This is a genomic window from Caldimonas hydrothermalis, from assembly GCF_056746695.1.
Map to the genome: position 1 here is coordinate 1 of NZ_JBWQXA010000013.1, position 25499 is coordinate 25499.

General features: G+C 68.9%; 23 protein-coding genes. 14 read left to right on the forward strand and 9 right to left on the reverse strand.

Translation table 11 applies throughout. The features are described 5' to 3' along the window. From AC1ECW_RS14425 to galE, 6 genes are all read right to left on the reverse strand, one after another. On the reverse strand, window positions 1–422 hold a 422-nt coding region (locus AC1ECW_RS14425), incomplete at its 3' end, for a PKD domain-containing protein (RefSeq protein WP_481202111.1). Between the two features lie 1036 nt (window positions 423–1458). After that, on the reverse strand, window positions 1459–2631 hold the full coding sequence (locus AC1ECW_RS14430; protein WP_481202112.1) for a hypothetical protein: 1173 nt from the start codon (window positions 2629–2631) through the stop codon (window positions 1459–1461). Between the two features lie 134 nt (window positions 2632–2765). Beyond that, window positions 2766–3887 (reverse strand): porin family protein, encoded by a 1122-nt coding sequence (locus AC1ECW_RS14435; protein WP_409705956.1) that lies wholly within the window; start codon window positions 3885–3887, stop codon window positions 2766–2768. Window positions 3888–4088: 201 nt separating this feature from the next. Continuing rightward, a complete protein-coding gene (locus AC1ECW_RS14440) occupies window positions 4089–5486 on the reverse strand; it encodes an undecaprenyl-phosphate glucose phosphotransferase (protein ID WP_409705959.1) in 1398 nt (465 codons plus the stop codon). Window positions 5487–5760: 274 nt separating this feature from the next. Then, on the reverse strand, window positions 5761–6168 hold the full coding sequence (locus AC1ECW_RS14445; RefSeq protein WP_481202113.1) for a hypothetical protein: 408 nt from the start codon (window positions 6166–6168) through the stop codon (window positions 5761–5763). A gap of 130 nt (window positions 6169–6298) precedes the next feature. After that, window positions 6299–7315, reverse strand: a complete 1017-nt coding sequence (gene galE, locus AC1ECW_RS14450; protein WP_481202114.1) for a UDP-glucose 4-epimerase GalE — start codon at window positions 7313–7315, stop codon at window positions 6299–6301. A 100-nt stretch (window positions 7316–7415) separates the two neighbouring features. Between galE and AC1ECW_RS14455 the strand changes: the two genes are divergently transcribed. Further along, window positions 7416–7964 (forward strand): hypothetical protein, encoded by a 549-nt coding sequence (locus AC1ECW_RS14455; protein WP_481202115.1) that lies wholly within the window; start codon window positions 7416–7418, stop codon window positions 7962–7964. After that, entirely contained in the window at window positions 7961–9517 is a 1557-nt protein-coding gene (gene ubiB, locus AC1ECW_RS14460) for a ubiquinone biosynthesis regulatory protein kinase UbiB (RefSeq protein ID WP_481202116.1), read from the forward strand. The genes AC1ECW_RS14455 and ubiB overlap by 4 nt, the downstream gene beginning before the upstream one ends. A 31-nt stretch (window positions 9518–9548) precedes the next feature. Here ubiB and AC1ECW_RS14465 read toward each other — a convergent pair whose 3' ends face one another. Beyond that, window positions 9549–10976 (reverse strand): high affinity choline transporter 1, encoded by a 1428-nt coding sequence (locus tag AC1ECW_RS14465; protein ID WP_409705974.1) that lies wholly within the window; start codon window positions 10974–10976, stop codon window positions 9549–9551. Between the two features lie 217 nt (window positions 10977–11193). Here AC1ECW_RS14465 and AC1ECW_RS14470 point away from each other — a divergent pair, with 217 nt between their 5' ends. The 9 genes from AC1ECW_RS14470 to AC1ECW_RS14510 all read left to right on the forward strand — a co-directional run bounded on the left by AC1ECW_RS14470 (window position 11194) and on the right by AC1ECW_RS14510 (window position 20138). Next, the gene (locus tag AC1ECW_RS14470) at window positions 11194–11526 is read left to right on the forward strand and encodes an FmdB family zinc ribbon protein (protein WP_409705977.1); all 333 of its coding nucleotides are present in this window, start codon (window positions 11194–11196) and stop codon (window positions 11524–11526) included. A gap of 99 nt (window positions 11527–11625) precedes the next feature. Next, window positions 11626–13422 carry an aspartate--tRNA ligase gene (gene aspS, locus AC1ECW_RS14475; RefSeq protein ID WP_481202117.1) on the forward strand — a complete coding sequence of 599 codons (1797 nt, stop codon included), beginning with the start codon at window positions 11626–11628 and terminating at the stop codon, window positions 13420–13422. A 123-nt stretch (window positions 13423–13545) separates the two neighbouring features. Next, on the forward strand, window positions 13546–14034 hold the full coding sequence (gene nudB, locus AC1ECW_RS14480) for a dihydroneopterin triphosphate diphosphatase (protein ID WP_409705983.1): 489 nt from the start codon (window positions 13546–13548) through the stop codon (window positions 14032–14034). Further along, complete coding sequence (locus tag AC1ECW_RS14485) at window positions 14031–14831, forward strand: endonuclease/exonuclease/phosphatase family protein (protein ID WP_481202118.1); 801 nt, start codon at window positions 14031–14033, stop codon at window positions 14829–14831. Before nudB ends, AC1ECW_RS14485 begins: the two co-directional genes overlap by 4 nt. 3 nt (window positions 14832–14834) lie before the next feature. Further along, on the forward strand, window positions 14835–16154 hold the full coding sequence (clsB, locus tag AC1ECW_RS14490; protein WP_481202119.1) for a cardiolipin synthase ClsB: 1320 nt from the start codon (window positions 14835–14837) through the stop codon (window positions 16152–16154). 4 nt (window positions 16155–16158) lie between these two features. Beyond that, window positions 16159–17154 carry a ligase-associated DNA damage response exonuclease gene (locus AC1ECW_RS14495; RefSeq protein ID WP_481202120.1) on the forward strand — a complete coding sequence of 332 codons (996 nt, stop codon included), beginning with the start codon at window positions 16159–16161 and terminating at the stop codon, window positions 17152–17154. An 8-nt stretch (window positions 17155–17162) separates the two neighbouring features. Next, window positions 17163–18881 carry an ATP-dependent DNA ligase gene (locus AC1ECW_RS14500; protein WP_481202121.1) on the forward strand — a complete coding sequence of 573 codons (1719 nt, stop codon included), beginning with the start codon at window positions 17163–17165 and terminating at the stop codon, window positions 18879–18881. Window positions 18882–18974: 93 nt separating this feature from the next. Next, window positions 18975–19697 (forward strand): GTP cyclohydrolase I, encoded by a 723-nt coding sequence (folE, locus tag AC1ECW_RS14505; RefSeq protein WP_409709022.1) that lies wholly within the window; start codon window positions 18975–18977, stop codon window positions 19695–19697. 9 nt (window positions 19698–19706) lie between these two features. Beyond that, window positions 19707–20138 carry a BLUF domain-containing protein gene (locus AC1ECW_RS14510; RefSeq protein ID WP_409709019.1) on the forward strand — a complete coding sequence of 144 codons (432 nt, stop codon included), beginning with the start codon at window positions 19707–19709 and terminating at the stop codon, window positions 20136–20138. On the opposite strand, the gene AC1ECW_RS14515 is transcribed toward AC1ECW_RS14510, so the two are convergent. After that, complete coding sequence (locus AC1ECW_RS14515) at window positions 20116–21225, reverse strand: DUF748 domain-containing protein (protein WP_409709016.1); 1110 nt, start codon at window positions 21223–21225, stop codon at window positions 20116–20118. The genes AC1ECW_RS14510 and AC1ECW_RS14515 overlap by 23 nt on opposite strands. A gap of 71 nt (window positions 21226–21296) precedes the next feature. Here AC1ECW_RS14515 and AC1ECW_RS14520 point away from each other — a divergent pair, with 71 nt between their 5' ends. After that, the gene (locus tag AC1ECW_RS14520; RefSeq protein WP_481202122.1) at window positions 21297–22151 is read left to right on the forward strand and encodes a DUF429 domain-containing protein; all 855 of its coding nucleotides are present in this window, start codon (window positions 21297–21299) and stop codon (window positions 22149–22151) included. 4 nt (window positions 22152–22155) lie between these two features. Beyond that, window positions 22156–24609 (forward strand): ligase-associated DNA damage response DEXH box helicase, encoded by a 2454-nt coding sequence (locus AC1ECW_RS14525; protein ID WP_409707040.1) that lies wholly within the window; start codon window positions 22156–22158, stop codon window positions 24607–24609. Window positions 24610–24642: 33 nt separating this feature from the next. Here AC1ECW_RS14525 and AC1ECW_RS14530 read toward each other — a convergent pair whose 3' ends face one another. Beyond that, window positions 24643–24807, reverse strand: coding sequence for an FmdB family zinc ribbon protein (locus AC1ECW_RS14530; RefSeq protein WP_409660896.1), 165 nt, complete (start codon window positions 24805–24807; stop codon window positions 24643–24645). 187 nt (window positions 24808–24994) lie between these two features. On the opposite strand from AC1ECW_RS14530, the gene AC1ECW_RS14535 reads away from it, so the two are divergent. Then, window positions 24995–25435: a thermonuclease family protein gene (locus tag AC1ECW_RS14535; protein ID WP_481202123.1), complete on the forward strand. Its 441-nt coding sequence runs from the start codon at window positions 24995–24997 to the stop codon at window positions 25433–25435. Window positions 25436–25499: the final 64 nt, after the last annotated feature.

The window sequence follows — 25499 nt, forward strand, 5'->3', positions numbered from 1 at the left end:
TGGCCGAAGCTCTCGCCACGGCGCAGCAGCACGCGCTTGCCGCTGTAGCTGCTGGGCAGCCCCGTCTGCGTCAGCGCCCCGCTCGGGCACCCCGCATAGTTCGCCGTCGGCGATACGCATACCGTCTGGTTGCCGCTGTAGACCGAGTCCGCATTGTGAACGGTCACCGTCATCGACGCGGTGGTCGAGGCGCCCGTGCTGTCGATGGCTCGCACGCGAACGGTATAGGTGCCAGGCACATCGAAGACATGTGCGGCCAGCGGGCCGCCAATCTGCGTGTTCTTGGGCAGGCCGGAGATCGACCACCGCTCACCACGCTCATCACCGAAATCGAAGCTGTAGGTGACTTGACGGTAGGGGTCGACGCCCGACAGCGACGAGGTCGTGGCCGTGGCATCGAACATCACAGCCAGCGGGGCCACACCCGAGGTCCGGGTGGCCGACAGACGCGCCACCACCGAAGTGGAGGTCTGTCCGTTGTCGGGTGCAGGCGCCGGAGCCGGAGCCGGAGCCGGAGCCGGAGCGGGAGCCGGAGCCGGAGCCGGAGCCGGAGCCGGAGCCGGAGCCGGAGCCGGAGCCGGAGCGGGAGCGGGAGCCGGAGCGGGAGCCGGAGCGGGAGCCGGAGCCGGAGCCGGAGCCGGGGCCGGGGCCGCCTCGGCGGCGACCTCGCATTGCTTGGCCACCCCGAAGATCGGGTCCCCAAACACGGCGTTCGAGCAGTTCACACCGTTGGTGAAAGTGCCATAAGCGTAACTGCCCGAGGCACCATAACGAACCTGGGCCGTGCCGGAGAATGAGCAGTACTGATTCTCGGCAGCGCACACGGTCCAACTGCCGGGGGCCGGTGCCGGTGCGGGAGCGGGACTGGGGGCGGGCTTGGTGCCCTGCAACCAGCGGTTGCCGTTCCACCACCAGCTGCGTCCCTGTGCATCGATATGCACGTCTTGCCCATCGACGGGCGCCGATTGAAGGACATCATCGGTGCCGCTGCTGCCGGATCCGCCACCGCAAGCAGCCAGCACCGCACAGGCCGCCATGGTCTGTGCCAAGACGGCCCACCGCGATTGATTGCTTGATTGTTTCATTGCACTACTTCAGTGAATCGAGAACATCCCCCCGGGTCGCGCGTATCGGCGAAACCACTGGGCCCTGAGGCAGTGCTGGAGGCACGGCGAACCGTGACGTCGTTGCGACGTGAAGAGCTGGTTCGGCGGTCAGCACTGCGACCCGGTGTTGTCAGACGGCGTCTGAGCGCTTTCCACCAGAGGCAAGGATTGCTGCCGCGGATCGTAGCGAGGCGTCCCCCGGCCAGCCGTAAGGGACCTGTAACGGCGTAACAAGTCGTGAGCAGAAACCGGCAAAGTCAAGTGTGAACTACCCCTCATTCGAGGGGTCTCTCCCCCTGGGATGGAGGCTTTCCTGCGGCGAGGGCGAAGAGAGGCAGTCGCTTACGACTGGTTACATTTTTGCCGCAGGTGCCGCACTCCCAGGCTGGCGGGACGGGGCTTCGCTTCGCTCCGAAGGAGCAGCCCACCAGTGCCTGGCATCGGTGGCTGGATCATGGTGGAAAGGATTGCGCTCGTCCGAGCGCGACAAACGATGGCGCCAGGTCAGCAGATGCCTGGCCCAGCGGACATAGGCTGCCAGCAGATGGGTTTCTCGGCGCCAGTAGGCGTCGCGCACATAGGCCCAGTACAGGCCGATGAATTCATCCTGGAGGTATTGCTTGCATTGCTGCAGGCTCATCGGTCGATAAGACCGGTAGTAGCCCGATACGAAATCCCACGCGAAGCTTTGCAGCGCAAAGGCCAGCGCAGGGTCGGTTCCCGGCGGCGCCCAGGCTCCGACCGGCGAACGCTCATAGATGGCGGCGTAGCTCACCAAGGCCAGGTAATAGCTGCCCAGAGGGGTTAGGTGGACATCGTCCTTGATCAGGCGGTTCACCACATCGCGTGCCTTGGGCCCGCCCAGGCCAGGCAAACCCGAAGGCTGAAGGGCGCGCGCCACGAGTTCAGCCAGTGCACGGCCTGCCGGCAGGGAGACGATCCGGTCGCTGCGCCCTTCGGCTTGCAGGGACACGTTGATGCGGGTGGCGATGCACTGCCACACCGGGGAGGCTGCACGCTCATAGGCGATCCAGCGCTCGGGCCGGTCCTTGTCGTCCAGGCTGATCCAGGCCTCATAGAAGTAGGTCTGACCGCGTGGATTGCCCTCAATGAAACGCTCATGATAGTGGCGCAGATGGCGGACGGTGTCGTTCCAGATCAGCGTGCCCAGCAGACCGTGCTGTTCGGTGATCAGCAAGGCATCGTAGGGACGGTCGGGGTGCACGGATGGACGACGCAGCTCAGCCACCACGTCCAGACCTTCGCCGTCGCGGTTGTAGCCTTCGCGATAGCCGGCCCAAACCGAGGGATCGTCCGCCTCGCCTCGCGTGCGTCGACGGATCGAGGAGCCGACGATGTACTGGCGTTCCCACAGGGCAGGAGTCCCCAGGCTGTCCGCGATGGCGGCGAGCTGGTCTGGCAAGGGGCGGTCGGTCAGGCTGTGCCCTGAGATGAAGATCCGGGCCGACGAACGGGGGGTCTGGGGCCAGTGTCCATCGGCCGCTTTGGCGTCTACACGGTTCATCGGGTCGACCGGTGATGCAGCATTGGCCTTGGTCAGGGGTGCATGAATGCATGCCATTAGCACTGCCATGATCCAGACATGCACGATCCAGACAGGCCCGCGGACATCGCGATCCATGGCCGGGGCGGCGGCGCTCACCTCAGGGCCAGCCGGGCCAGGCACGTCGTCACCGTTGCCCGGTAGGGGGACGACAGGCTCGTATCGCTGGTGCGCCGCTCATGCTGCCATTGGCAGCCGATGTCGAACGAGCGGCTGATGGCGTAATGGATGCCCAGGTTGACTGCACGCGTGGTGTCGCGGCCCGACTCGCCAGAGGTGTTCGAGAGCTTGCCCGTGCTGTGGCGATACCCGGTCTGGACCTCGATCTTCGCTGTCGGGGCGTAACGCAAGCCGAGTTGCGCCGTATTGGTCACACGGCTGCTGTCCAGCGTGTAATCGGGGGCCCCCCCCGTGAAATCGGCAAAGCGTGTCTCAGCACCCGTGTCCCTGTCGAACTGAGCGCGCATGCGGATCTTGCCGGTGAGCGCATAGTCCCACCCCAAGGACCCGGTGATGCCGGAGAAGTCGGCAAGTTCCGGTGCCGAATGGTCCTCCCGGCTGTGGCTAATGCGGCCGTTGAACGTGCTGCGTCCCGTGGGCGTCCACTCCGCAGTGAGGTCCACGTCACGGCGCGTGCTGTCGTCAGCCCGGAAGACGCCGGGCGAGACCTCGGTGAAGCGTGGCCGTCGGCCGTCCGTGTGGCGCACACCGACGCCCAGCCGCAGGGCTCGCTCCACACCGTGCTCGATCCCCAGGGCCACCACGTCCTGGCGGTACTCGCGATCCCGGAACGCCTGGGCCGAGTAATCCACCCTGCGGTGCTCCAATCCTGCACGCAAGGCGGTACGAGCGGTGATGCCGTAGCGGGCCGTGAACTCGGCCAACTGGGCGCTTTCGAGGTTGCGGGTGGTGATGCGCGGGGCGCCGGCGGTTCCGTAGTCCGCCAGACTGCGGTTGTAAGCATAACGCAGGGTGCCGGACAGCCGCTCCACCGTGGACCAGTCGATGCCGGCGTGGGCGGAGCTGGCGACATGGTCGAGGGAGTCGAAGTCGCGGAACCGATGGGCCGCAACGGCAGCGCTGGCATGCAAGCGCTGGCGGCCCATGGGCTGGCTCAACTCCGCCGCCAAGCCCGTCACGGACCGCAGATCGCTCTCGCTCGGGGTGCCGCTGGGACTGCGAAACAGGTTGGTGTCATGTGTGAAGGCCTGACTCACGCTCAGGGTGAATGGGCGGGTGGCGGTCGTTGGGGGGCCTTCGGTGGGCTGACCCTGGGCCACCGGGCTGAGCATCCACAGGATCGATGCGAGAGGCAGGCTGCGGAGGGCCGACGTTGTTGCGACAGGACTTGGGCTCACCGGGGCTCCTTCAGGCTGTGTGATGGATCGTGGGGTGCCGTTGCGAAATCCGCATCAGCATCAATACGCATGCCTATCGAACAGCATCAGGCGGATCGTACGCGCAATGATCTGGAGGTCCAAGCCCAGCGACCAGTTGCGCAGGTACTCCAGATCGTATTCGACGCGGGCCTGCATCTTCTCGATCACCTCGGTTTCGCCGCGATAGCCATGGACCTGTGCCCAGCCGGTGATGCCTGGGCGCACCTTGTGGCGCACCATGTAGGCCTTGATCAGGCGACGGTACTGTTCGTTGTGCGCGACGGCATGGGGGCGTGGGCCGACGATGCTCATGCGGCCTTGCAGCACGTTGATGAACTGGGGCAGTTCGTCGAGCGAGGTCCTGCGCAAGAAGGCGCCGAAGGGCGTGATGCGCGGGTCGTTCTTGGTGGCCTGCTTCACCACCGGCCCGTCGTCCAGGGTGCGCATCGAGCGGAACTTGTAGACGATGATCTCCTCGCCGTCTAGACCGTTGCGGCGCTGCTTGAAGATCACCGGGCCGGGCGAGCTCAGCTTCACACCGAGGGCGATCGCCAGCATCAGCGGGGAAATCACCACCAGGATGAGGCTGGCCATCACGATGTCGCTCAGGCGCTTGACGAGCTCGTTCGTGCCGGTGAAAGGGGTCTCGCAGATGCCCACCACCGGCACGCCTCCCATGTCGTGCAACCGGCCCTGGATGATGCTGATGCCAAAGACGTCGGGCACGTAGTACAGGCTGGCCGTCGTGCCCTGGAGCTGCTCGAGGAGCCGGACGATGCGCGGCTGCGACCCCAGGGGCAGTGTGATGTAGACATCGCGCACGCCGTGGGCCGACACATAGGCGCCCACATCGCGCAGCATGCCCAAGCGGTGCGGCGCGGCGCCTTCGTGCAGCCGGTCGTCGGTGCGGTCGTCGAAGTAGCCGAGGAAGTCGATGCCGCGGTTGCGCCGTTCGGCCAGCGCGCGCGACACCTTCTCGCCCAGCGGGCCCGCGCCCACCACGACGGCGCTGCGCCGCGAGCGGGGCAGGTTCGCGTGGTGGTTCACGATGTGGGCCCCGGCCCACACCGCCAGCCATTGCAGCACCGGGGTGGCCAGAGCCCACAGCAGCAGGGCGCGCGTGTCGAACAGGCCAAAGCTGCTGGTGGCGTAGCCGAGCAGGCCGAAGATGACCATCAGCGTGAACCAGCTCAGCGCGATGTCGGTGGCGGCGGCCAGAAGGTTGTCTCGGAAGCGGTCGCGCCCGGGAAAGGCCAGCGCGAACACCAGCAGGCTCAGGACGAGTTCAGGGCGCCCCACGGGTTGATCGAACCAGGCATAGGCCAGCAGGAGCGACGCCACCATGAGGCCGGGCTCCAGCAGCGCGGCCACCATCGAGGTGATGGACTGCGGGGCGCCGAAGAAGGTGCGTTTGTGGCTGTTGCGGTCGTCGAACATGCAAGGTTTCAGGGCATGGGGCGGCAGCGCAGGGATCCGGCCTGGTGTCCGACGCGACGGCGCCGGCGAGCCCAGCGGCTCGCGGACACACGGGGGCGGATCTCGTTGGATTGTGGGCCGGAAGCCTTTGCCGGCGACCCACGTGATCTGGGGGGGGACGTCTTGGACGGGGCCCGTGAATGAGGGGAGGGGAGCGACCTTTCCTGGGTGCTGTCCAAGGCAGTGCGGCCACCCTGGGGTGGCCGCACTGGGGGAGAGCAGATCGTTGCGGGTCTCAGCCGCGCGTGCGGCGACTGGCCATGAAGCCCACGGCGGCCACCCCGGCGGCGATGAGCGCATACCACTGGGTGCCCGATCGCGGCAGACGTTCGGGCGGACGTGACGATCCCGAGGCCGTCTGGACGGGCTCGGTCAGCGCTGCACGCATGGGCACCGCCTGGAGGCCCGACCACACGCCACCCCCGTCGTTCGTTGATCGAACCTGGGGGGCCGAAAGCGGGTTGGACACTACAGCGTCGCGGGCGGGCGCCATCGCCCTCGGCGCTGCCTGCGGCGGCGAGGCGGTCGCCGTCAGGGCCGTGTCGGCGGGCGCGTCGCCGGCCGGGCGGTCCACGAGGCCGCGGTCGACGGCGGCAGCCCCGATCGGCAGCCCAAGCGCGACCACGACCATCAGCGTTTTCATGGAACCTTCCCCTTGAAGTGTGTCGGGAAGTGTCCGGCAGGGCGTGCATTTGTCACATCCCGTGCCTGGGGGGTGACTGCGCGCCAGGCTGTCACAAGGCCGCCACGGACGGCCGAAACAGCGGGTTCATTCAGCCGGCGAAGCCGCGGGGATGCGTGCTCTGCCAGCGCCAGGCGTCGGCACACATGGCGGCCAGGTCGCGCCGCGCGGTCCACCCGAGCAGCCGCCGTGCCTGCGCCGGGTCGGCGTAGCAGGCCGCCACATCGCCCGGGCGGCGCTCGACGATGCGATAGGGGATCGAGCGCCCGCTGGCCTGTTCGAAGGCGCGGATCACCTGCAACACGCTGTAGCCCTGGCCGGTGCCGAGGTTCACCGTGTGGGACTGGCCGGTTTCGAGCAGATAGCGCAGCGAAGCCACGTGGCCCTCGGCCAGATCCATCACATGGATGTAGTCGCGCACGCCGGTGCCGTCAGGGGTGTCGTAGTCGCCGCCAAACACCTGCAGTTCCGGGCGCACGCCCACCGCCACCTGGCACACATAGGGCATCAGGTTGTTCGGTGTGCCGCGGGGATCCTCGCCGATGCGGCCGCTCTCGTGGGCGCCCACCGGGTTGAAATAGCGCAAGCTGGCGATCTGCCAGCGCGGGTCGCAGCGTCGCAGCTCGTCGAGCAGGCGCTCGCCCATCAGTTTGGTGGTGCCGTAGGGGTTGGTCGTGGCCAGCGGGGCGTCTTCGGTGATGGGCAGACGCTCGGGCTGCCCGTAGACGGTGGCCGATGAACTGAAGACCAGGCGGAAGACCCCGTGGTCCTGCATGGCCTGGGCCACGCTCAGGAGGCCGCCGAGGTTGTTGCGGTAGTAGGCCAGGGGGCGCTGCACCGATTCGCCCACGGCCTTGTGGGCCGCAAAATGCACGACGGCATCGATCGCGTGGCGCCCGAACACGTCGTCCAGGGCTGCGGTATCGCAGACATCGGCCTGTACGAAGACGGGCGCGGTGCCGGTGAGCTCGGCCAACCGATCGAGGACGGCGGGCGAACTGTTGGCGAAGTTGTCGAGGCCGACGACCTCGTGGCCGGCGGCGTGCAGGGCCAGCCAGGTGTGGGAGCCGATGTAGCCGGTGGCACCGGTCAGCAAGATGCGAGGCATGGAGGACTCTTTGGGCCGTTGAAGCGCGCATTGTTCCAGAAGGGCCCGAGGCGAAGATCACCCCGGCCGGGGGGAGGACGGCCCACCTACAATCGCGGCCATGCTCGAACCCCTTCTCCAACTGCTCGGTCCGGCCGTGCTGGATCGCGTCACGCTGGCGCTGAACCACTTGCTGGCCTCCGAGCCCATGGCCATGCGCCGGCTGGTTCCCCAGGCGGGCCGGCGTGTGCGCCTGAGCTTGAGCGGCTGGCCGTCCTGGTTACCGCCCCCGCCATCGGCCTGCTGGGAGATCACGCCTGCCGGGCTGCTGGAGCGCGTGGAGGCGCCGATCGACGACGCCGGTGCCCTGGAGCTGGTGGTGGACGCATCCAATCCGGTGCGGCTGGCCGCCGAACTGCTCTCGGGTGACCGCTCGTCGGTGAGCCTGCAAGGTGATGCCGAACTGGCCACGACCCTGGCCTGGCTGATGGAGCACCTGCGCTGGGATCCGGAAGAGGATCTGTCGCGCCTGATGGGCGATGCCGCTGCCCGCCAGGCCGCGGCGGTGCTGCGTGCCCTGGGGGGCGGGGTGCAGGCGGCCTTGAGGGCCATGGCTCCCCTGGCAGCCCGCATGGGCGCAGCGACGGGCCGGCCCGGGCAACCCGGATGAAACGCCTGCTGCGACTGACGGTCATCCTCTACACGGTCTGGCGTTTCGGCCTGGACCAGATCGTGCTGCGCGAGGCGCCGCAGCCTGCGGTGCGCCTGCTGGCCCGGGTGCTGGGGGTGGGCCGCCGGTTCGGACGTCCGGCTGGCCAGCGGCTGCGCGAGGCGCTCGAGCGTCTGGGCCCCATCTTCGTCAAGTTCGGACAGGTCCTGTCCACCCGGCGCGACCTGCTGCCCACCGAGGTGGCCGACGAGCTGGCCCGGCTGCAGGACCGCGTGCCGCCCTTTCCTGCAGACCAGGCGGTGCGCACGATCGAGGCGTCCTTCGGTCGGCCGCTGCAGGCACTGTTTGCCGACTTCGATCGCGAGCCGGTGGCCAGCGCCTCGATCGCCCAGGTCCACTTTGCCACTTTGCGCGACGGCCGCGAGGTGGCCGTCAAGGTGTTGCGCCCGGGCATGCTCAAGGTCATCGAGGAGGACCTGGGCCTGCTGCGCATCCTGGCCGCCTGGGTCGAACGGCTGTGGCCCGATGGCAAACGCCTCAAGCCGCGCGAGGTGGTGGCCGAGTTCGACAAATACCTGCACGACGAGCTGGACCTTGTGCGCGAGGCGGCCAACGCCACGCAGTTGCGGCGCAACATGGAGGGCCTGAACCTCGTCATCGTGCCCGAGATGGTCTGGGACCTGTGCGCCGAGCAGGTCATCGTGATGGAGCGTATGCGCGGCATCCCGATCAGCCAGGTGCAGCGCCTGCGCGAGGCGGGGGTGGACATCCGCAAGCTCGCCCGCGACGGCGTGACGATCTTCTTCACGCAGGTGTTCCGCGATGGCTTCTTCCACGCCGACATGCACCCGGGCAACATCCAGGTCAGTGTCGATCCGGCCAGCTTTGGCCGCTACATTGCGCTGGACTTCGGGATCATCGGCACGCTCACCGAGTTCGACAAGGAGTACCTGGCGCAGAACTTCATCGCCTTCTTCCGGCGCGACTACAAGCGCGTGGCCGAGCTCCACCTGGAAAGCGGCTGGGTGCCGCCCGACACCCGGGTGGACGAGCTAGAGGGGGCCATCCGGGCCTGCTGCGAACCGCACTTCGACAAGCCGCTGAAGGACATCTCGCTCGGCCAGGTGCTGATGCGTCTGTTCCAAACCTCGAGGCGCTTTAACGTTGAGATCCAGCCGCAGCTCGTGTTGCTGCAAAAGACCTTGCTCAACGTGGAAGGCCTGGGCCGCCAGCTCGATCCCGATCTGGACCTGTGGAGCACGGCCAAGCCCTTCCTGGAGCGCTGGATGCACGAACAGGTGGGGTGGCGGGGGCTGTGGGCGCGGCTGCAGAAGGAGGCGCCGCGCTATGCCAAGCTGCTGCCCGAGCTGCCGCGGCTGCTGCACCATGCCCTGCAGCATCCGCCGGCGCTGCACCGGCAGGAACTGCAGCGGCTGATCAAGGAACAGCGCCGCACCAATCGCCTGCTCCAGGCCATTTTGTATGGCGGCATCGGATTCACGCTGGGCCTGCTGGCGATGCAGGCCCTGACCCGGGCACGGCCCTGGTGGTAGGAGCCGCTGCGCCGGGTGTCGGCAGCGCGGCTCAAGCGCCCTGGGCGACGGCCTGGGGCCGCGTGGCCGGCCCCGTCAGGCCGCCGATGATCATGCCCACCGCGCTGGCCAGCAGACCGAAGAGCTGGGGCTCGACCGGCTCGTCGATGCCCAAGACCTCCAGCACCAGCCAGGTGCCCAGACCGAGCACCAGGGCCAGCACCGCACCGCGGTTGTTGGCCCGCTTCCAGAACAGGCCGAAGGCCAGGGGCACGAAGGCGCCGGCCAGCGTGACGCGGTAGGCGTTCTCGACCATCGTATGGATAGTGGCATCGGTGGCCACGGCATAGGTCGTGACGAGCACTGCAAAGCAAGCGACGATCACGCGGGTCATGTTCAGGAACTGCTGGTCGCTCTGGCCCTTCATGTAGGGGCGCAGCACGTTCTCGGCGAAGGTCACGGCCGGGGCCAGCAGCGTGCCCGAGGCCGTGCTCATGATCACCGACAGCAGCGCACCGAAGAACACCACCTGCAGCCAGAACGGCATGCGTTCGACCACCAGCGTGGGCAGCACGAGCTGGGAGTCCACTTCCATCAGCCGGGTGACCAGGGCCGGGTCGATCAGGTGGGCGCTGTAGGCCAGGAACAAGGGCACCGAGGCGAAAAAGAAATAAGCCACGCCGCCCAGCGCCGTGCTCCAGACAGCGACGAACTCGTTCTTGGAGGAGTTGACGCGTTGGAACACGTCCTGCTGGGGGATGGAGCCCAGCGCCATCGTCAGCAGCGCAGCGGTCCAGCCCAGGATGTCCACCGCATCCAGACTGGGCAGCCACTCGAACTTGCCGTCGGCTGCGGCCTTGGCGATCACGGTGGCCACGCCGCCGGCTTGATGGGCGGCTTCACCGCTGACCAGCAACAGGCCCACGACGATGACAATCATCTGCACGAAGGTGGTCACCGCCACCGACCACATGCCGCCGAACACGGTGTAGAGCAGCACCACGCCCATGCCGATCAGCATGCCCTCGTTCATCGAGATGGCATCGGCCGAAAGCACGTTGAAGACCAGCCCCAGGGCGGTGATCTGCGCGGCCACCCAACCCAGGTAGGACAGCACGATGCACACCGATACCGCCAGCTCGACCGGACGGCTGTAGCGCACGCGGAAATAGTCGCCCAGGGTGAGCAGGTTCATCCGGTACAGCGGGCGGGCGAAGATCAGGCCGAACAGCACCAGGCACAGCGAGGCGCCCAGCGGGTCGGAGATCAGGCCGCGGAAGCCTTCGTCCAGGAAGGTGGCCGAGATGCCCAGGACGGTTTCGGCCCCGAACCAAGTGGCGAACACCATGGCCATCACGACCGGGAAGGGCAGGTGGCGGCTGGCGGTGATGTAGTCGCGCGCACTGTGGACCTGCCGCGAAGCGTACAAACCGATGGCGATCGACAGTGCCAGGTAGACGAACACGAGGGTCAGCAGCATCGGGACATCCTTTCGCGGCGAGGGGGGGAGGGCGGTGCGCGCGGATTATAGGGGTGGCTTCTCGGGGCACCAATGCAGGAAACGTGCCTCCCTGGCGCGATGGGCGGTTTGGGCCGGCGAGGTCTGCCCGCCGAGGACTGCCGTCCCGGCGGGCGGACTTGAACCCTGGCAGCCCGCCTATAATTTCGGGTTTTGCGTTCCCCTCTTGGTGTCGGTTATGCCCATCTATGCTTACAAGTGCGAGTCCTGCGGGCATGGGCAGGACGTGCTCCAGAAGATTTCCGATCCCGTGCTGACGCACTGTCCGCGGTGCGGCGCCGAAACCTTCCGCAAGCAGGTCACCGCCGCCGGTTTCCAGCTCAAGGGCTCGGGCTGGTACGTGACCGACTTCCGCGGGGGGGCATCGGGTGCTGCCGGCGCCTCGGCCTCTGCCGGTGCCGCTTCGGCGGCCACGGCCTCGGCTTCGGGGGCCGGCGATTCGTCCTCCGGTGCGGCGGCCCCTGCCGGCGCGGCCTCGACGCCCTGCGGCGGCTCTTGCGCCTGTCATTGATGGATTTCCCGGCCGGGCCGTGCACGGCCCGGCGCCTCCAGGGCTGATCGGCCCTTGGGTGCTGCTCCCTGGCGCCCCTCCCCGAATCGGAGTGATTGCATGAGAACCACCTACTGCGGCCTCGTCAGCGAAGCGCTGATGGGCCAGACCGTGACCCTGATGGGCTGGGCCCATCGTCGCCGGGATCACGGCGGCGTCATCTTCATCGACTTGCGCGACCGCGAGGGCCTGGTCCAGGTGGTGTGCGACCCCGATCGCCCCGAGATGTTCAAGATCGCCGAAGGCGTGCGCAACGAGTTCTGCCTGAAGGTGGTGGGCAAGGTGCGCGCGCGTCCGGCCGGCACCGAAAACGCCAACCTCACCAGCGGCAAGGTCGAGGTGCTGTGCCTGGAGCTGGAGGTGCTCAACCCCAGCGTGACCCCGCCCTTCCAGATCGACGACGAGAACCTCTCGGAGACCACGCGTCTCACGCACCGGGTGCTGGACCTGCGCCGCCCCTACATGCAGAAGAACCTGATGCTGCGCTACAAGGTGGCGATGGAGGTGCGCAAGTTCCTGGACGCCAACGGCTTCATCGACGTCGAGACGCCCATGCTCACCAAGAGCACGCCCGAGGGCGCGCGCGACTACCTGGTGCCCAGCCGGGTGCACGACGGCATGTTCTTCGCGCTGCCGCAGTCTCCCCAGCTCTTCAAGCAGTTGCTGATGGTGGCTGGCTTCGACCGTTACTACCAGATCACCAAGTGCTTCCGCGACGAGGACCTGCGCGCCGACCGCCAGCCCGAGTTCACCCAGATCGACATCGAGACCTCCTTTCTCACCGAGGAGGAGATCCGCGGCATGTTCGAGGGCATGATCCGCACGGTCTTCCGCAACGTGATGGGCGTGGAACTGCCGGTCTATCCGGTCATGAAGTATGCCGAGGCGATGCACCGCTACGGCTCGGACAAGCCCGACCTGCGCGTCAAGCTCGAGTTCACCGAGCTCACCGACGTGATGAAGGACGTCGAGTTCAAGGTCTTTTCCGGCCCGGCCAACAGCGTGGGCGGGCGGGTGGTGGCGCTGCGCATTCCCGGCGGTGGCGAGATGAGCCGCAGCGAGATCGATGCCTACACCGAGTACGTCAAGATCTACGGCGCCAAGGGCCTGGCCTGGATCAAGGTCAACGACGTGGGCAAGGGCCGCGACGGCCTGCAGTCGCCCATCGTCAAGAACCTGCACGACGGCGCGATCGGCGAGATCCTGGCGCGCACCGGCGCGCGCAACGGCGACCTGATCTTCTTCGGGGCCGACAAGGCCAAGGTGGTGAACGATGCCATCGGCGCGTTGCGCGTGAAGATCGGGCACAGCGAGTTCGGCAGGAAGAGCGGCCTGTTCGAGGACCGTTGGGCGCCGCTGTGGGTGGTGGACTTCCCGATGTTCGAGTTCGACGAGGACGAACAGCGCTGGAACGCGGTGCACCATCCCTTCACCGCGCCGAAGGACGGCCATGAGGACTGGATGGACACCGCGCCGGAGAAGTGCATCGCCAAGGCCTACGACATGGTGCTCAACGGCTGGGAGCTGGGCGGCGGGTCGGTGCGCATCCACCGCGCCGAGGTGCAGCGCAAGGTGTTCAACGCGCTGAAGATCGGGCCGGAGGAGGCCCGCCAGAAGTTCGGCTTCCTGCTCGATGCCCTGCAGTACGGCGCGCCTCCCCACGGCGGCCTGGCCTTCGGCCTGGACCGCCTGGTGACCCTGATGGCCAAGGCCGAGTCGATCCGCGACGTCATCGCCTTCCCCAAGACCCAGCGGGCCCAGTGCCTGCTGACCGGTGCGCCGTCGTACGTGGACGAGAAGCAATTGCGCGAGCTGCACATCCGCCTGCGCAACCCCCAACCGTCCGCAGGCGGTTGAACGTTCGGGTGGTCCCGTGCTCCAAGGGGTGGCCACAGCCACCCCTTGTTGCTTTCGGGATGCATCCGGGATGCCGCAGGTGGCGGATGATCCAAAATCCCCGCTGTGACAGGAGTTGCCGCCGTGAGTGAACGCCCGCCGAAGATCCCGGAGTCCGTCCTCGTGGTCATCCACAGTCCGGCGCTGGAGGTGCTGCTGATCGAGCGGGCCGACCGTCCCGGCTATTGGCAGAGCGTCACCGGCTCGAAGGACCGGCCCGACGAGCCTCTGGTGCAGACCTGCATCCGGGAAGTGGCCGAGGAGACCGGCATCGAGATCGGCGGGCCGGCCGTGCCGCTGGCCCATCTGGTCGATTGGGGGCTGCGCAACGTCTACGAGATCTATCCGGTCTGGCGTCACCGTTACGCGCCCGGCGTGACACACAATACCGAGCATGTCTTCGGGCTGCGGGTGCCGCGCGATATTCCCGTCCGCCTGGCCCCCCGGGAGCACTTGCAGTACGCCTGGCTGCCCTGGCGGGAGGCGGCCGACCGCTGCTTCTCGCCCTCGAACGCGGAAGCCGTGCTGATGCTGCCGCGGTTTGCGCTCCAGGGTGATGGGGGGCAGGCATGAACCCCCTGCAGTCCAGCCAGCTCCCGGCGGCCTCGGGCACCGAGGGCCGGCGGCTGCGGGTGGCCACCTACAACATCCACAAGGGGGTGCGGGGCGTGGGGCCGCTCAAGCGGCTGGAGATTCACAACCTCGGCCTGGGTGTCGAGGCGCTGGATGCCGACCTCGTCTTTCTGCAGGAGGTGCGCCGCTTCCACCGACGTGATGCCCGGCGCTTCGAGCGCACCTGGTTCGGCTGGCCCGAGCAGTCGCAGGCCGACTTTCTGGCGCCCGAGGGCTATGTGGCTGCCTACCGCACGAACGCGGTCACGCGCGACGGCGAGCATGGCAACGCGCTGCTGTCGCGCTGGCCCATCGGCGATGTCGGACACCACGACGTGTCCGATCACCGTTTCGAGCAGCGCGGGCTGCTGCACGTGCCCGTACAGTGGCAGGGGGGGGAGCTGCATGCGGTGGTGGCGCATTTCGGACTCATCCATGCCAGCCGGATGCGCCAGGTGGAGCGGCTGGCCGAGTTCATCGAACGGCATGTTCCGCACGACGCCTGGCTGGTGGTGGCCGGCGATTTCAACGACTGGGGTGAGAAGCTCAACCCGGCGATGTCGGAGCTTGGCCTGCAGCGTGCGGGCGACTCCGAGGGCCGGCGGCCGCTGACCTTCCCGTCGCGCGTGCCGGTGTTTGCCCTGGATCGTGTCTATACCCGTGGCCTGCGCTGCGTATCCACCTTCGTGCCACGCGGCACGTCCTGGGCGCGCATGTCCGATCACCTGCCCCTGGTGGCCGAGCTGGAGCCGGTCTGAGCGATGGCAGCCCCCCCCGACGAGGCCCGGGTCCTGGACGGACCGTCGGAACCGGACCGCCACGTGCTGGCCTGGTATGCCCAGGCCCGGGCGCTGTTCACCGGATCCAACCAGGTGCGGCTGCTGCGCGGCGGGGATCAGCTCTTTCCCGCGATGCACGAGGCCATCGCCCGTGCCCGGCACCGGGTCTGGCTGCTGACCTACATCTTTCATGACGATGTGGCGGGCCAGGCCATGATGGCGGCCCTGGCGCAGGCCGTGCGGCGCGGGGTGCGGGTCAGTGTGGTGGTCGACGGCTTCGGTTCGGGGCTGGCGCTGGCGCGCATCGGCCGCGAGCTGACCGAGGCCGGGGTGCGTTTTTCCGTGTTCCGTCCGCTGCAGGGCTGGCGAAGCTGGCTGCAACCCGGGCAATTGCGCCGTCTGCATCAGAAGCTGTGCGTGGTCGATGCGGACGTGGGGTTCGTCGGGGGCATCAACATCATCGACGACCGGCTCGACATCCATCACGGCTGGAGCGATGAGCCGCGGCTGGACTATGCGGTGGAGGCGCGCGGCCCGGTGGTGGCCATGATGGAGCAGACTGCACGCGCGCTGTGGACGCGTTCGCGTCTGGGGCGGGACTGGCGCGACGAACTCGTCGAGCTGGCGCGCAGCTCCCACCCGGTGGCGCGTGCGCGGCGCCTGCTGCGGCGCCTGCGCACGACACGCTGGCAGGTGGTGGAGCAGGCGCTGAGCGATCCGCGCCCGGTGCGGGTGGCCTTTGTCGTGCGCGACAACCTGCGGCAGCGGCGCACCATCGAGCGCGCCTACATCGAGGCCATCCGTCGCGCCCGCTGGCGGGTGGACCTGGTGTGTCCGTATTTCTATCCGGGTCGGGCCTTCCGCCGTGCCTTGCGCCATGCGGCGCAGCGGGGCGTGCAAGTGAGGCTGCTGCTGCAGGGCAAGGTCGACTACCGCATGGCGGCGCTGGCGGCGCAGGCGCTTTACGACGAGATGCTGGGCCACCGCATCCGCATCTTCGAGTACACCCCGGCCTTCCTGCATGCCAAGGTGGCCGTGGTCGACGATGACTGGGCCACCGTGGGCAGCTCCAACATCGACCCTCTGTCGCTGCTGGTCAACCTCGAGGGCAACGTGATCGTGCAGGACCGACACTTCGTCCAGGAGCTGGCCGGTGAGATCGACCAGGCCGTTGCCGCCTCAAGGGAAGTGACGGTGCAGACTCTGGGCCTGCCGGCATGGCGGCGCTACCTGCGTCGCGGCTTCGTGGCCTGGATGGCGCGCCTTTTCATGCGGGTGGCCGGGGCCACCGGACGGTACTGAAGGCATGGCCGCGCGCACCGATCTCGTGGTGGCGCGCCCGCAGGGGCTGTATTGCCCGGCCGGCGATTTCTACATCGACCCCTGGCGCCCGGTGGAGCGTGCGGTGATCACCCACGCCCATGCCGACCACGCGCGCAGCGGCCACCGGCACTACCTGGCGGCCGCACCGGGCGCGGGCGTGCTGCGCGAGCGCCTGGGCGAAATCTCGCTGCAGGCCCTGGCCTATGGCGAGACGGTGACGATCGGCGGTGTCACGGTGTCCTTGCACCCTGCCGGGCATGTGCTGGGCTCGGCCCAGGTGAGGCTGGCGTATCGTGGCGAGGTCTGGGTGGTGTCGGGCGACTACAAGCTCGAAGCCGATGGCACCTGCGCTGCCTTCGAGCCGGTGCGCTGCGACTGCTTCATCACCGAATCGACCTTCGGCTTGCCCATCTACCGGTGGCAGCCGCAGGCGCAGGTGCTAAACGACATTCGGCACTGGTGGGCCGCCAACGCAGCCGAGGGCCGGCCCAGCCTGCTGTACGCCTACAGCTTCGGCAAGGCGCAGCGCTTGCTGCACGGCCTGGGCGAGGGGCCGGGGCCGCTGGTGGTGCACCCTGCCGTCGCTGCGGTGAACCGGGCCTATGTGGCGGCCGGCGTGCCGCTGCCCGAGGTCTTGGAGCTGGGGCAGGGGCTGACGGCCGAGACGCTGGCCCGGGCCCTGGTCATCGCCCCGCCGGCAGCTTCGCGCAGCGCCTGGGAGCGCCGCCTGGCCGAGGCGCGTGACGGCTACGTGAGCGGCTGGATGCGTCTGCGCGGCACGCGGCGCCGGCAGGGCGTGGACCGGGGCTTCGCGCTCAGTGACCATGCCGATTGGCCAGCCTTGCTGCGGGCCATCGGCGAAAGCGGGGCGTCGCGTGTGATCGTGACACATGGGTACGAAGCGGTGATGGTGCGCTGGCTGCAGCAGCAGGGTCTGGAGGCCGGCTCGTTCCGCACCGAGTACGGCGACGAGAACTGACGCTTGCGATGCGCGACTTCGCCCGCCTCTATGCCGACCTGGACGCGACCACGTCCACCCGCGACAAGGTGGCGGCGCTGCGCCGCTACTTCGAGCGCGCTGCAGCGGCCGACGCGGCCTGGGCGGTGTACTTCCTGAGCGGTGGCCGGCCGCGTCGGGTGGTGGGGACGGCCCAGCTCAAGGCCTGGGCCTGCGAGGCGGCAGGCATTGACGACTGGCTCTTCGAGGAGTGCTACCAGAGCGTGGGGGATCTGGCCGAGACCATCGCGCTGATCCTGCCGCCCCCGGCGGCGAGCGCGGACCTGGGGCTGGCGCACTGGGTGGAGCAGCGCCTGCTGCCGTTGCGCGAGGCCCCGCCCGAGGTGCAGCGCGAGCGGCTGCGCCAGTGGTGGGCCGAACTCGACACGCCCGGCCGCTTCCTGCTGGGCAAGCTGATCGGTGGCGGCTTTCGCGTGGGGGTGTCGCGTCTGCTGGTGACACGCGCGCTGGCCGAGCATGCCGGCCTGCCACCCGAGGTCATCGCCCAGCGGCTGATGGGCTTGGCCACGACGGGCCGTGCCGCCAGTGCACCGCCCGATGCGGCACGTTTCGAGGCCCTGGTGTCGCCGTCGATCGATGCACGCCTGGACGCCGGTCAGCCCTATCCCTTCTTCCTGGCCCATCCGCTGGAGACACCGGTCGAGGCGATGGGCGGGGTGCTGGGGCCGGTGGCCGGCTGGCAGGCCGAGTGGAAGTACGACGGCATCCGCGTGCAGGTGGTGCGCCGCGCCGGCCAGGTGTGGATCTGGTCGCGTGGGGAGGAGCTGATGACCGATCGCTTTCCCGAGGTGGTGGAGGCGGCACGTGCCTGGCCCGACGGCACCGTGGTCGATGGGGAACTGGTGGTCTGGAAGGACGAGCGGCCCGCGCCCTTTGCCTTGCTGCAGCAGCGCATCGGCCGCAAGACCCTGAGCCGGCGAGTGCTGTCCGAAGTGCCGGTGGTGCTGCTCGCCTATGACCTGCTGGAGCGGGAGGGCCGGGACCAGCGGATGCAGCCGCAGGCGGCGCGCCGGTTGCAGCTCGAGGCCCTGGCGGCCAGTCTCGGCCAGCGCGCCGACGGCCGGCCGGTGCTGCAGGTGTCGCCGCTGGTGGAGGCGGCCGACTGGGCAGAGCTGGCCCGGCTGCGCGAGGGTTCGCGCGAGCGCGGCGTGGAGGGCCTGATGCTCAAGCAGCGCGAGGCCCGCTACGGCACCGGGCGCACCAAGGCCGAAGGCGTGTGGTGGAAGTGGAAGATCGACCCGCTGAGCGTGGATGCCGTGCTGATCTATGCCCAGCGCGGCCACGGGCGCCGGGCCAGCCTCTACACCGACTACACCTTTGCGCTGTGGAGCCGTCCGCCGTGCGATGCGGCCGAGGCCCAGGCGGTGGTGGAGGCGATCGCCCGGCGCGAGCCGGCGCAGCCCGGGGCCTTGCAGTTGGTGCCGTTTGCCAAAGCCTATTCGGGCTTGAGCGACGAGGAGTTCCGGCGCATCGATGCGGTGATCCGCCGCACCACGCTGGAGCGCTTCGGGCCGGTGCACAGCGTGCGGCCGACGCTGGTGTTCGAGATCGGCTTCGAAGGCATCAACCGCAGCACGCGCCACAAAAGCGGCCTGGCGGTGCGCTTTCCCCGCATGCTGCGCATCCGCGACGACAAGCCCTTGCACGAGGCCGACAGCCTGACCTCGCTGGAGGCTTTGCTGCGATAGGCCTGGACACCCGGGGGCCATTGCGCGAGGATGCGCGGGGGCGCGCGGCCCGGCTGCTAGGATCGGCGCCTGACCCCCGCAAGGCCCACGTCCATGACCGCACTGAGTTCCGTTCCCAAGCCCAGCGACGACGAAGGCGTGCCGGTCTCGGTGCGCATCCGCGAGCGCATCAAGGCCGCGCAGCGCCGCTTCCATGCCAACGACAACATCGCCGAGTTCATCGAGCCGGGTGAGCTGGAGGCCCTGCTCGACGAGGTCCAGGCCAAGATGGCCGGCGTGCTTGAGAGCCTGGTGATCGACACCGAGAGCGACCACAACACCAGGGACACCGCCCGCCGTGTGGCCAAGATGTACCTGCGCGAGGTCTTCAAGGGCCGTTACGTGGCCGAGCCCGACGTGACTGAATTCCCGAACGTGGAACGTCTCAACGAGCTCATGATCGTCGGGCCCATCACGGTGCGCAGCGCCTGCTCGCACCACTTCTGCCCCATCATCGGGCGGCTGTGGGTGGGCGTGATGCCCAACGAGCATTCGAACCTGATCGGCCTGTCCAAGTACGCACGCCTGGCCGAATGGATCATGAGCCGCCCGCAGATCCAGGAGGAGGCCGTCACGCAGGTGGCCGACTTGCTGCAGGACAAGATGCAGCCCGACGGCCTGGCCATCGTGATGGAGGCCGACCACTTCTGCATGCAGTGGCGCGGCGTGCGCGACATGGACTCCAAGATGGTCAACAGCGTGATGCGCGGCAGCTTCCTGAAGGACGCCAACCTGCGCCGCGAGTTCCTGGCGCTGCTCAACAGCAAGAAGCCATGAGGTCCCCCCATGCTCGTCCGTCTGCTCTATGCCAGCCGCGCGGCCCAGCCGCTCACGCACGAGGTCATCGAGTCCATCCTGGCGCAATCGCGGGCCCACAACCCGCCGCTGGGCATCACCGGCATCCTGTGCCACAGCGGCGGCCTGTTCATGCAGGTGCTCGAGGGCGGGCGTGAGGCGGTCAACAAGCTCTATGGCGATATCGTCCGCGACGACCGCCACAAGGACGTGGTGCTGCTGCACTACGAAGAGATCACCGAACGCCGTTTTGCCGGCTGGACGATGGGCCAGGTGAACCTCGGCAAGATCAATCCGTCCATCGTGCTGAAGTACTCCGAGAAGCCCACCCTCGATCCCTACACCGTGCCGGGCCGGGTCTCGATGGCGCTGCTGGAGGAACTGATCGCCACCGCCTCGATCATCGGCCGAACAGGCCCTTGATCACGCTCCCCACGCCTTCCACCACGCCCCCCAGGCTCACGCCCAGGGCCGAGGCGATACCGCCGGCGACCTTCAGCGCGAAGTTCTCGTTGAGCGAGAAGTTCGGATCGTCCAGGCGGCCCTCCAGCGTGAAGGCCACCTCCAGCCGGCCGTCGCGGCTCATCGCGGCCAGCACCGCCTGACGCGGCACGCCCGCGAAGGTGCCCAGCACGCCACCGCTGCTGTTCAGCTCCAGCCCGGTCAGTGTGAGCCGGCCCGGGGCATGCAACTGCTGCTGGCGCACGCGGGCGTCTATGCTGAGGTCCATCGCACCGCGTCGCACCCCGGCCTCCGACACCTTGATCAGGTAGGGCTGCAGGGCCACCAGGTCCACGCCGCGCAGGTCGGCCTTCACGCGCGCATCGGTGGTGGCCAGGGTCACCTCACCGGAGAGCTTCACTCGGCCATCGCGCTGCACGCCCTTGAGCGTGCCGTCGAGCTCGAAGGCGGTGGGGGTGTCCAGGCCCGGCAGGTCCAGCGGCCCCACGCGTGAGTGCAGACCTTCCAGGCGCAGCTTCAGGGCCGGTTGGCGTACCGTGGCGTCGAAGAACTCCAGCGCCGCGTCGTGCAGCTCGATCTGCGCGATGTGCAGGGGCGGTCCGGCGCCGTCCTGGCCGGAGGCCTTGGGGTCTCGCGGGCGGTCGAACAGGGCCGGCAGCACACGCAATCGCCCCTCGCGCGTGCGCCACATCGACAGGTAGCCGCCGTCGATCCGCACCCGGCGCACGCGCAGGTCGGCGCTGAGCAGGCCCCACAGGTCGGGCGTGAGCACGATGCGCTGGGCGCGCAGCTCGTCGTCGGCCGGCCAGCTCCCGGCACGCTCGCTGCGGGTGGAGCGCACGCGCACCTCGGTGGCTTCCACGCCGGCCCAGGTCATGCGCAGGCTGCCCACCGTGGCGCGCGGCCCCAGGGCCTGCTCGACCTGGGCCTTGAGCTGCCAGGCGGCCCCTTGCAGGCCGGCGAAACCCAGCACCAGCAGGGCCGCCAGCGTCCAGGCGATGCGCCGCCCCAGGCGGCGCGGCGAAGCGGGCGAGAGGGCTTGATCCATGGTCTGGTGGCTGAAGCCCTCCATTGTGGAGGAGTCGGGCGGGGCTTTGCCGGCTCCGGGACAATGCACCCGTGCAAGACTTGTTGCTGAATCCCCATGCCGATGGGCCTTGGCCCGAAGGGCTGCGCCTGGTGGGCGTGGACTTCACCAGCCGGCCCACGCGGCGCAAGCCCATCACCGTCGCCGTCGGCGAGCGCCAGGGCTCGCGCGTACGCCTGCTGCAGATGCAGGCGCTGACCAATGAAGCCGGCTTCGAGGCCTGGCTGGCTCAGCCCGGCCCCTGGGTGGGGGCGTTCGACTTCCCGTTCGGGCTGCCGCGCGAGCTGGTGGAGCAGCTGGGCTGGCCCACCGAATGGCCGGCGCTGATGGATCACTACGCCGCCCTGCCGCGTGCCGAGATCCGGGCCACCTTCGCGGCCTTCTGCCAGGCACGGCCGGCGGGAGCCAAGTTTGCCCACCGGGCGGCCGACCGGCCGGCAGGCTCATCGCCGTCGATGAAATGGGTCAACCCACCGGTGGCCTACATGCTGCACGCGGGCGTGCCGGCGCTGCGACGCGCCGGCGTGCACCTGCCGGGCCTGCAGGCGGGCGATGCCTCCCGCGTGGCGCTGGAGGGCTACCCGGGGATGCTGGCGCGCGAGCTGATCGGTGCGCGCAGCTACAAGAGCGACGAAGCGGCCCGCCAGACGCCCGAACGCCTGATCGCCCGCAAGGACCTCATCGAGGCGCTGGTGCAGGGGCGCAGCCGGCTCGGCCTGCGACTGCACCTGAGCTCGGCGCAGCGCGATGAGCTGGCGGCTGATGCCTGCGGCGACCGGCTGGACGCCGTGCTGTGCCTGATGCAGGCGGCCTGGGCGCTCGATCGGCCGCGCTGGGGCTGGCCGCCGCAGGTGGACGGGCTCGAAGGCTGGATCCTCACGGCCTGAGCCGATGGGTACCGACCGCGACGCCAACGAACGGGACCTCACCCCGGCCGAGGCCTGGATGGCCGGGCGAGGTTGGCAGGCCTTTCCTTTCCAGCGCGAGGTCTGGCAGGCCATGGCGGCCGGGCGCAGCGGACTGCTCCATGCCACCACCGGCTCGGGCAAGACCTATGCGGTGTGGCTGGGGGCCTTGATGCGCGACCGCAAACAAGCCCCGGCGCGAGCGGGCGCGCGGGTGCTGTGGATCACGCCGATGCGGGCCCTGGCGGCCGACTCGGTGCGGGCCCTGTCTCTGCCCCTGCCGGACCTGGCACCGCGCTGGCGTGTGGGCCTGCGCACCGGCGACACCCCCAGCGCCGAGCGGGCCCGGCAGGATCGCCGCCTGCCCGAGGCCCTGGTCACTACGCCCGAGTCGCTGAGCCTGCTGCTCACGCGCTCCGATGCACGCGAGCGGCTGGCCGGGGTTCACACCGTCATCGTGGACGAATGGCACGAGCTGATGGGTAACAAGCGGGGGGTGCAGGTGCAGCTGGCGCTCGCGCGGATGCGGCGCTGGCATCCGTCACTCGTCACCTGGGGCCTGAGCGCCACCTTGGGCAACCTGGAAGAGGCCATGGCCGTGCTGCTGGGGCACCACGGGGGCCAGCTGGTGCAGGGACGGGTGGACAAGACCCTGGTGATCGATACCCTGCTGCCTCACGAGCCGGGGCGCTTTTCCTGGGCGGGCCACCTGGGCGGGCAGATGCTCGCGCCGGTGGTCGAGGAGATCGAAGCTTCGGGTACCAGCCTGGTCTTCACCAACACCCGCTCGCAGGCCGAGATCTGGTACCAGATGCTGCTGGAGGCGCGGCCCGAGTGGGCCGGCATCGTCGCGCTGCACCACGGCTCGCTCGACAAGGCGGTGCGGGAGTGGGTGGAGCGGGGCCTGAAGGAGGGGCGGCTGAAGGCCGTGGTGGCCACCTCCTCGCTGGACCTGGGCGTGGACTTCCTGCCGGTGGAGCGTGTGCTGCAGATCGGTTCCGCCAAGGGCGTGGCACGCCTGCTGCAGCGGGCCGGCCGCAGCGGCCACGCGCCGGGCCGGCCAAGCCGCGTGACCCTGGTGCCCACCCACACGCTGGAACTGGTGGAGGCCGCCGCTGCGCGCCGTGCCGCGCAGGCCGGGCGCATCGAAAAGCGCGAGTCGCCCGACAAGCCGCTGGACGTGCTGGTGCAGCACCTCGTCACCGTGGCCCTGGGCGGCGGCTTCGAAGCCTCCGACCTGCTGGCCGAGGTGCGCAGCACCTGGGCCTACCGCGAGCTCACCGACACCGAATGGCGCTGGGCCCTGGCGTTCGTCGAACGCGGCGGCGAGAGCCTGCACGCCTACCCCGAATACCATCGTGTGCAATGTGTCGAGGGTGTTTATCGCGTGCCCGATGCCGGCATCGCGCGCCGCCACCGGCTGCAGGTGGGCACCATCGTCAGCGACGCGTCGATGCAGGTGAAGTACCTGGGCGGGGCCAGTCTTGGCTCGGTGGAGGAGAGCTTCATCGCGCGCCTGAAGAAGGGCGACTGTTTCCTTTTCGGCGGGCGGCTGCTGGAGTTCATCCGCGTGCAGGACATGACGGCCTACGTGCGCCGTGCCGAGAAGCACCGCGGGGCCGTGCCGCGCTGGGGCGGCGGCAAGATGCCCTTGTCCACCGAGATGGCCGACGCCGTGCTCGAACTGCTGGCCGGGGCCGACCAGGGCGACTTCGTCGAGCCCGAGCTGGAGACGGCGCGGCCCATGCTGGAGATGCAGCGTCGCGTCTCGCGGCTGCCCCGGCCCGGCACGCTGGTGATCGAGCGCTACCACTCGCGCGAAGGCCAGCACCTCTACCTCTATCCCTTTGCGGGTCGCTTCGTGAACCTGGGGCTGGCGAGCCTGCTGGCCTGGCGGCTGGCGCGCGATCGGCCCAACACCTTCAGCATCGCGATGAACGACTATGGCTTCGAGCTGCTCAGTGCCGAGCCGGTGGACCTCTCGCCGGTGCTGGACGGCTCGGTCTTCACCACGGACGAGCTGCTGCGCGACGTGCTGGCCAGCCTCAACGCCAGCGAGCTGTCGCAGCGGCGCTTCCGCGAGATCGCCCGTGTGGCGGGGCTGGTGTTCAGCGGCTACCCGGGCGCCCCCAAGAGCATGAAGCAGCTCCAGGCCTCCAGCAGCCTGTTCTTCGAGGTCTTCCGCAAGTACGATGCCGGCAACCTGCTGCTCGGCCAGGCCGAGCGCGAGGTGCTCAGTCAGGAACTCGACCTGCGGCGCCTCACCGCCACGCTGGAGCGGCTGCAGGCCTGGCGCCGCGAGGTGGTGGACCTGCGCCACCCCAGCCCGATGAGCCTGCCGCTGATGGTCGAGCGCTTCCGCGAGAAACTCAGCAACGAAAAACTGGCCGACCGGCTGGCCCGCATCCTGAAGGACGCCCACAGGGGTCTTGATCCGTGAGCCGCAGGGCCTTTGTCGCACGGCCCGTGCGGTTCAGCTCTTCTTCGAGGTCTGTGCAAAAAAGCGCGTGGGCGTATGCTGCACGGCCGGGCTGCCGCATTTGGGGCAGGTCAGTCGCACGGTTTCGTGCTCGGCGATGTGTTCGACATGCTCGAAGACATGCCCGCACTTTTCGCAACGGTATTGATAGGTCGGCATGGCGATCCTCCTTGGAACCGGTCTGCCGTCGGGCCCGCGGGGCCCGGTGGTCGCCCCGGGGTGCATTCTGTCGCGGCAGGCCCCCGCAGGGCAAGGGCCTGAGGGGCCGGGCTTGCGGGCCGGGATCGTGCGGGCGGTGCTCGCCCTGTGTGCTGCCTGGCCGACCGCGGCGACAGCGCAGGGCCCCGTGCCGGTGGAGCACCTGGCCACGGTGGTCCATGTCACTGACGGGGACACGGTCTGGGTCGAACTGGGCGATGCAGGCTGGCAGCCCGCAGGCCGGGTGAAGGTGCGCATCGACGGCATCGATGCGCCCGAGACCTGTCAGGCGGGCGGTCCCGAAGCCCGGACGGCGCTGGCGCAGCGGCTGCACGGCCAATCGGTGCGCATTCACCTGCACCGACGGGACGCCTATGCCCGCTGGCTGGGGCGGCTGCGTCACGACGGCGAGGACGTGGGGGCTTGGATGGTGACCGAGGGATGGGCCTGGAGTTACCGCTTTGCGTCGGGGCGCGGCCTCTACGATGACGAGCAAGCCCAGGCCCGGGCGGCACGGCGGGGGCTCTTTGCCCATCCCGACCCGATGCCGCCCTGGGTGTTTCGTCAATGGCATGGCCCCTGCCGGTGAGCCCTGGATCGCAGCACGCCCAGGCGTGAAGAAATCGACGGGGGGCCGGGGCGGCACTGTTGCG

Bases quoted from the DNA above. Each gene is read 5' to 3' on its own strand.
- AC1ECW_RS14510 (WP_409709019.1), top strand. From the start codon at position 19,707: ATGCTCGTCCGTCTGCTCTATGCCAGCCGCGCGGCCCAGCCGCTCACG.
- aspS (WP_481202117.1), top strand. From the start codon at position 11,626: ATGAGAACCACCTACTGCGGCCTCGTCAGCGAAGCGCTGATGGGCCAG.
- AC1ECW_RS14515 (WP_409709016.1), bottom strand. From the start codon at position 21,225: ATGGATCAAGCCCTCTCGCCCGCTTCGCCGCGCCGCCTGGGGCGGCGC.
- AC1ECW_RS14440 (WP_409705959.1), bottom strand. From the start codon at position 5,486: ATGTTCGACGACCGCAACAGCCACAAACGCACCTTCTTCGGCGCCCCG.
- AC1ECW_RS14465 (WP_409705974.1), bottom strand. From the start codon at position 10,976: ATGCTGCTGACCCTCGTGTTCGTCTACCTGGCACTGTCGATCGCCATC.
- AC1ECW_RS14445 (WP_481202113.1), bottom strand. From the start codon at position 6,168: ATGAAAACGCTGATGGTCGTGGTCGCGCTTGGGCTGCCGATCGGGGCT.
- AC1ECW_RS14455 (WP_481202115.1), top strand. From the start codon at position 7,416: ATGCTCGAACCCCTTCTCCAACTGCTCGGTCCGGCCGTGCTGGATCGC.
- ubiB (WP_481202116.1), top strand. From the start codon at position 7,961: ATGAAACGCCTGCTGCGACTGACGGTCATCCTCTACACGGTCTGGCGT.
- clsB (WP_481202119.1), top strand. From the start codon at position 14,835: ATGGCAGCCCCCCCCGACGAGGCCCGGGTCCTGGACGGACCGTCGGAA.
- galE (WP_481202114.1), bottom strand. From the start codon at position 7,315: ATGCCTCGCATCTTGCTGACCGGTGCCACCGGCTACATCGGCTCCCAC.
- AC1ECW_RS14495 (WP_481202120.1), top strand. From the start codon at position 16,159: ATGGCCGCGCGCACCGATCTCGTGGTGGCGCGCCCGCAGGGGCTGTAT.
- AC1ECW_RS14470 (WP_409705977.1), top strand. From the start codon at position 11,194: ATGCCCATCTATGCTTACAAGTGCGAGTCCTGCGGGCATGGGCAGGAC.
- AC1ECW_RS14485 (WP_481202118.1), top strand. From the start codon at position 14,031: ATGAACCCCCTGCAGTCCAGCCAGCTCCCGGCGGCCTCGGGCACCGAG.
- AC1ECW_RS14525 (WP_409707040.1), top strand. From the start codon at position 22,156: ATGGGTACCGACCGCGACGCCAACGAACGGGACCTCACCCCGGCCGAG.
- AC1ECW_RS14500 (WP_481202121.1), top strand. From the start codon at position 17,163: ATGCGCGACTTCGCCCGCCTCTATGCCGACCTGGACGCGACCACGTCC.
- folE (WP_409709022.1), top strand. From the start codon at position 18,975: ATGACCGCACTGAGTTCCGTTCCCAAGCCCAGCGACGACGAAGGCGTG.
- AC1ECW_RS14430 (WP_481202112.1), bottom strand. From the start codon at position 2,631: ATGAACCGTGTAGACGCCAAAGCGGCCGATGGACACTGGCCCCAGACC.
- AC1ECW_RS14530 (WP_409660896.1), bottom strand. From the start codon at position 24,807: ATGCCGACCTATCAATACCGTTGCGAAAAGTGCGGGCATGTCTTCGAG.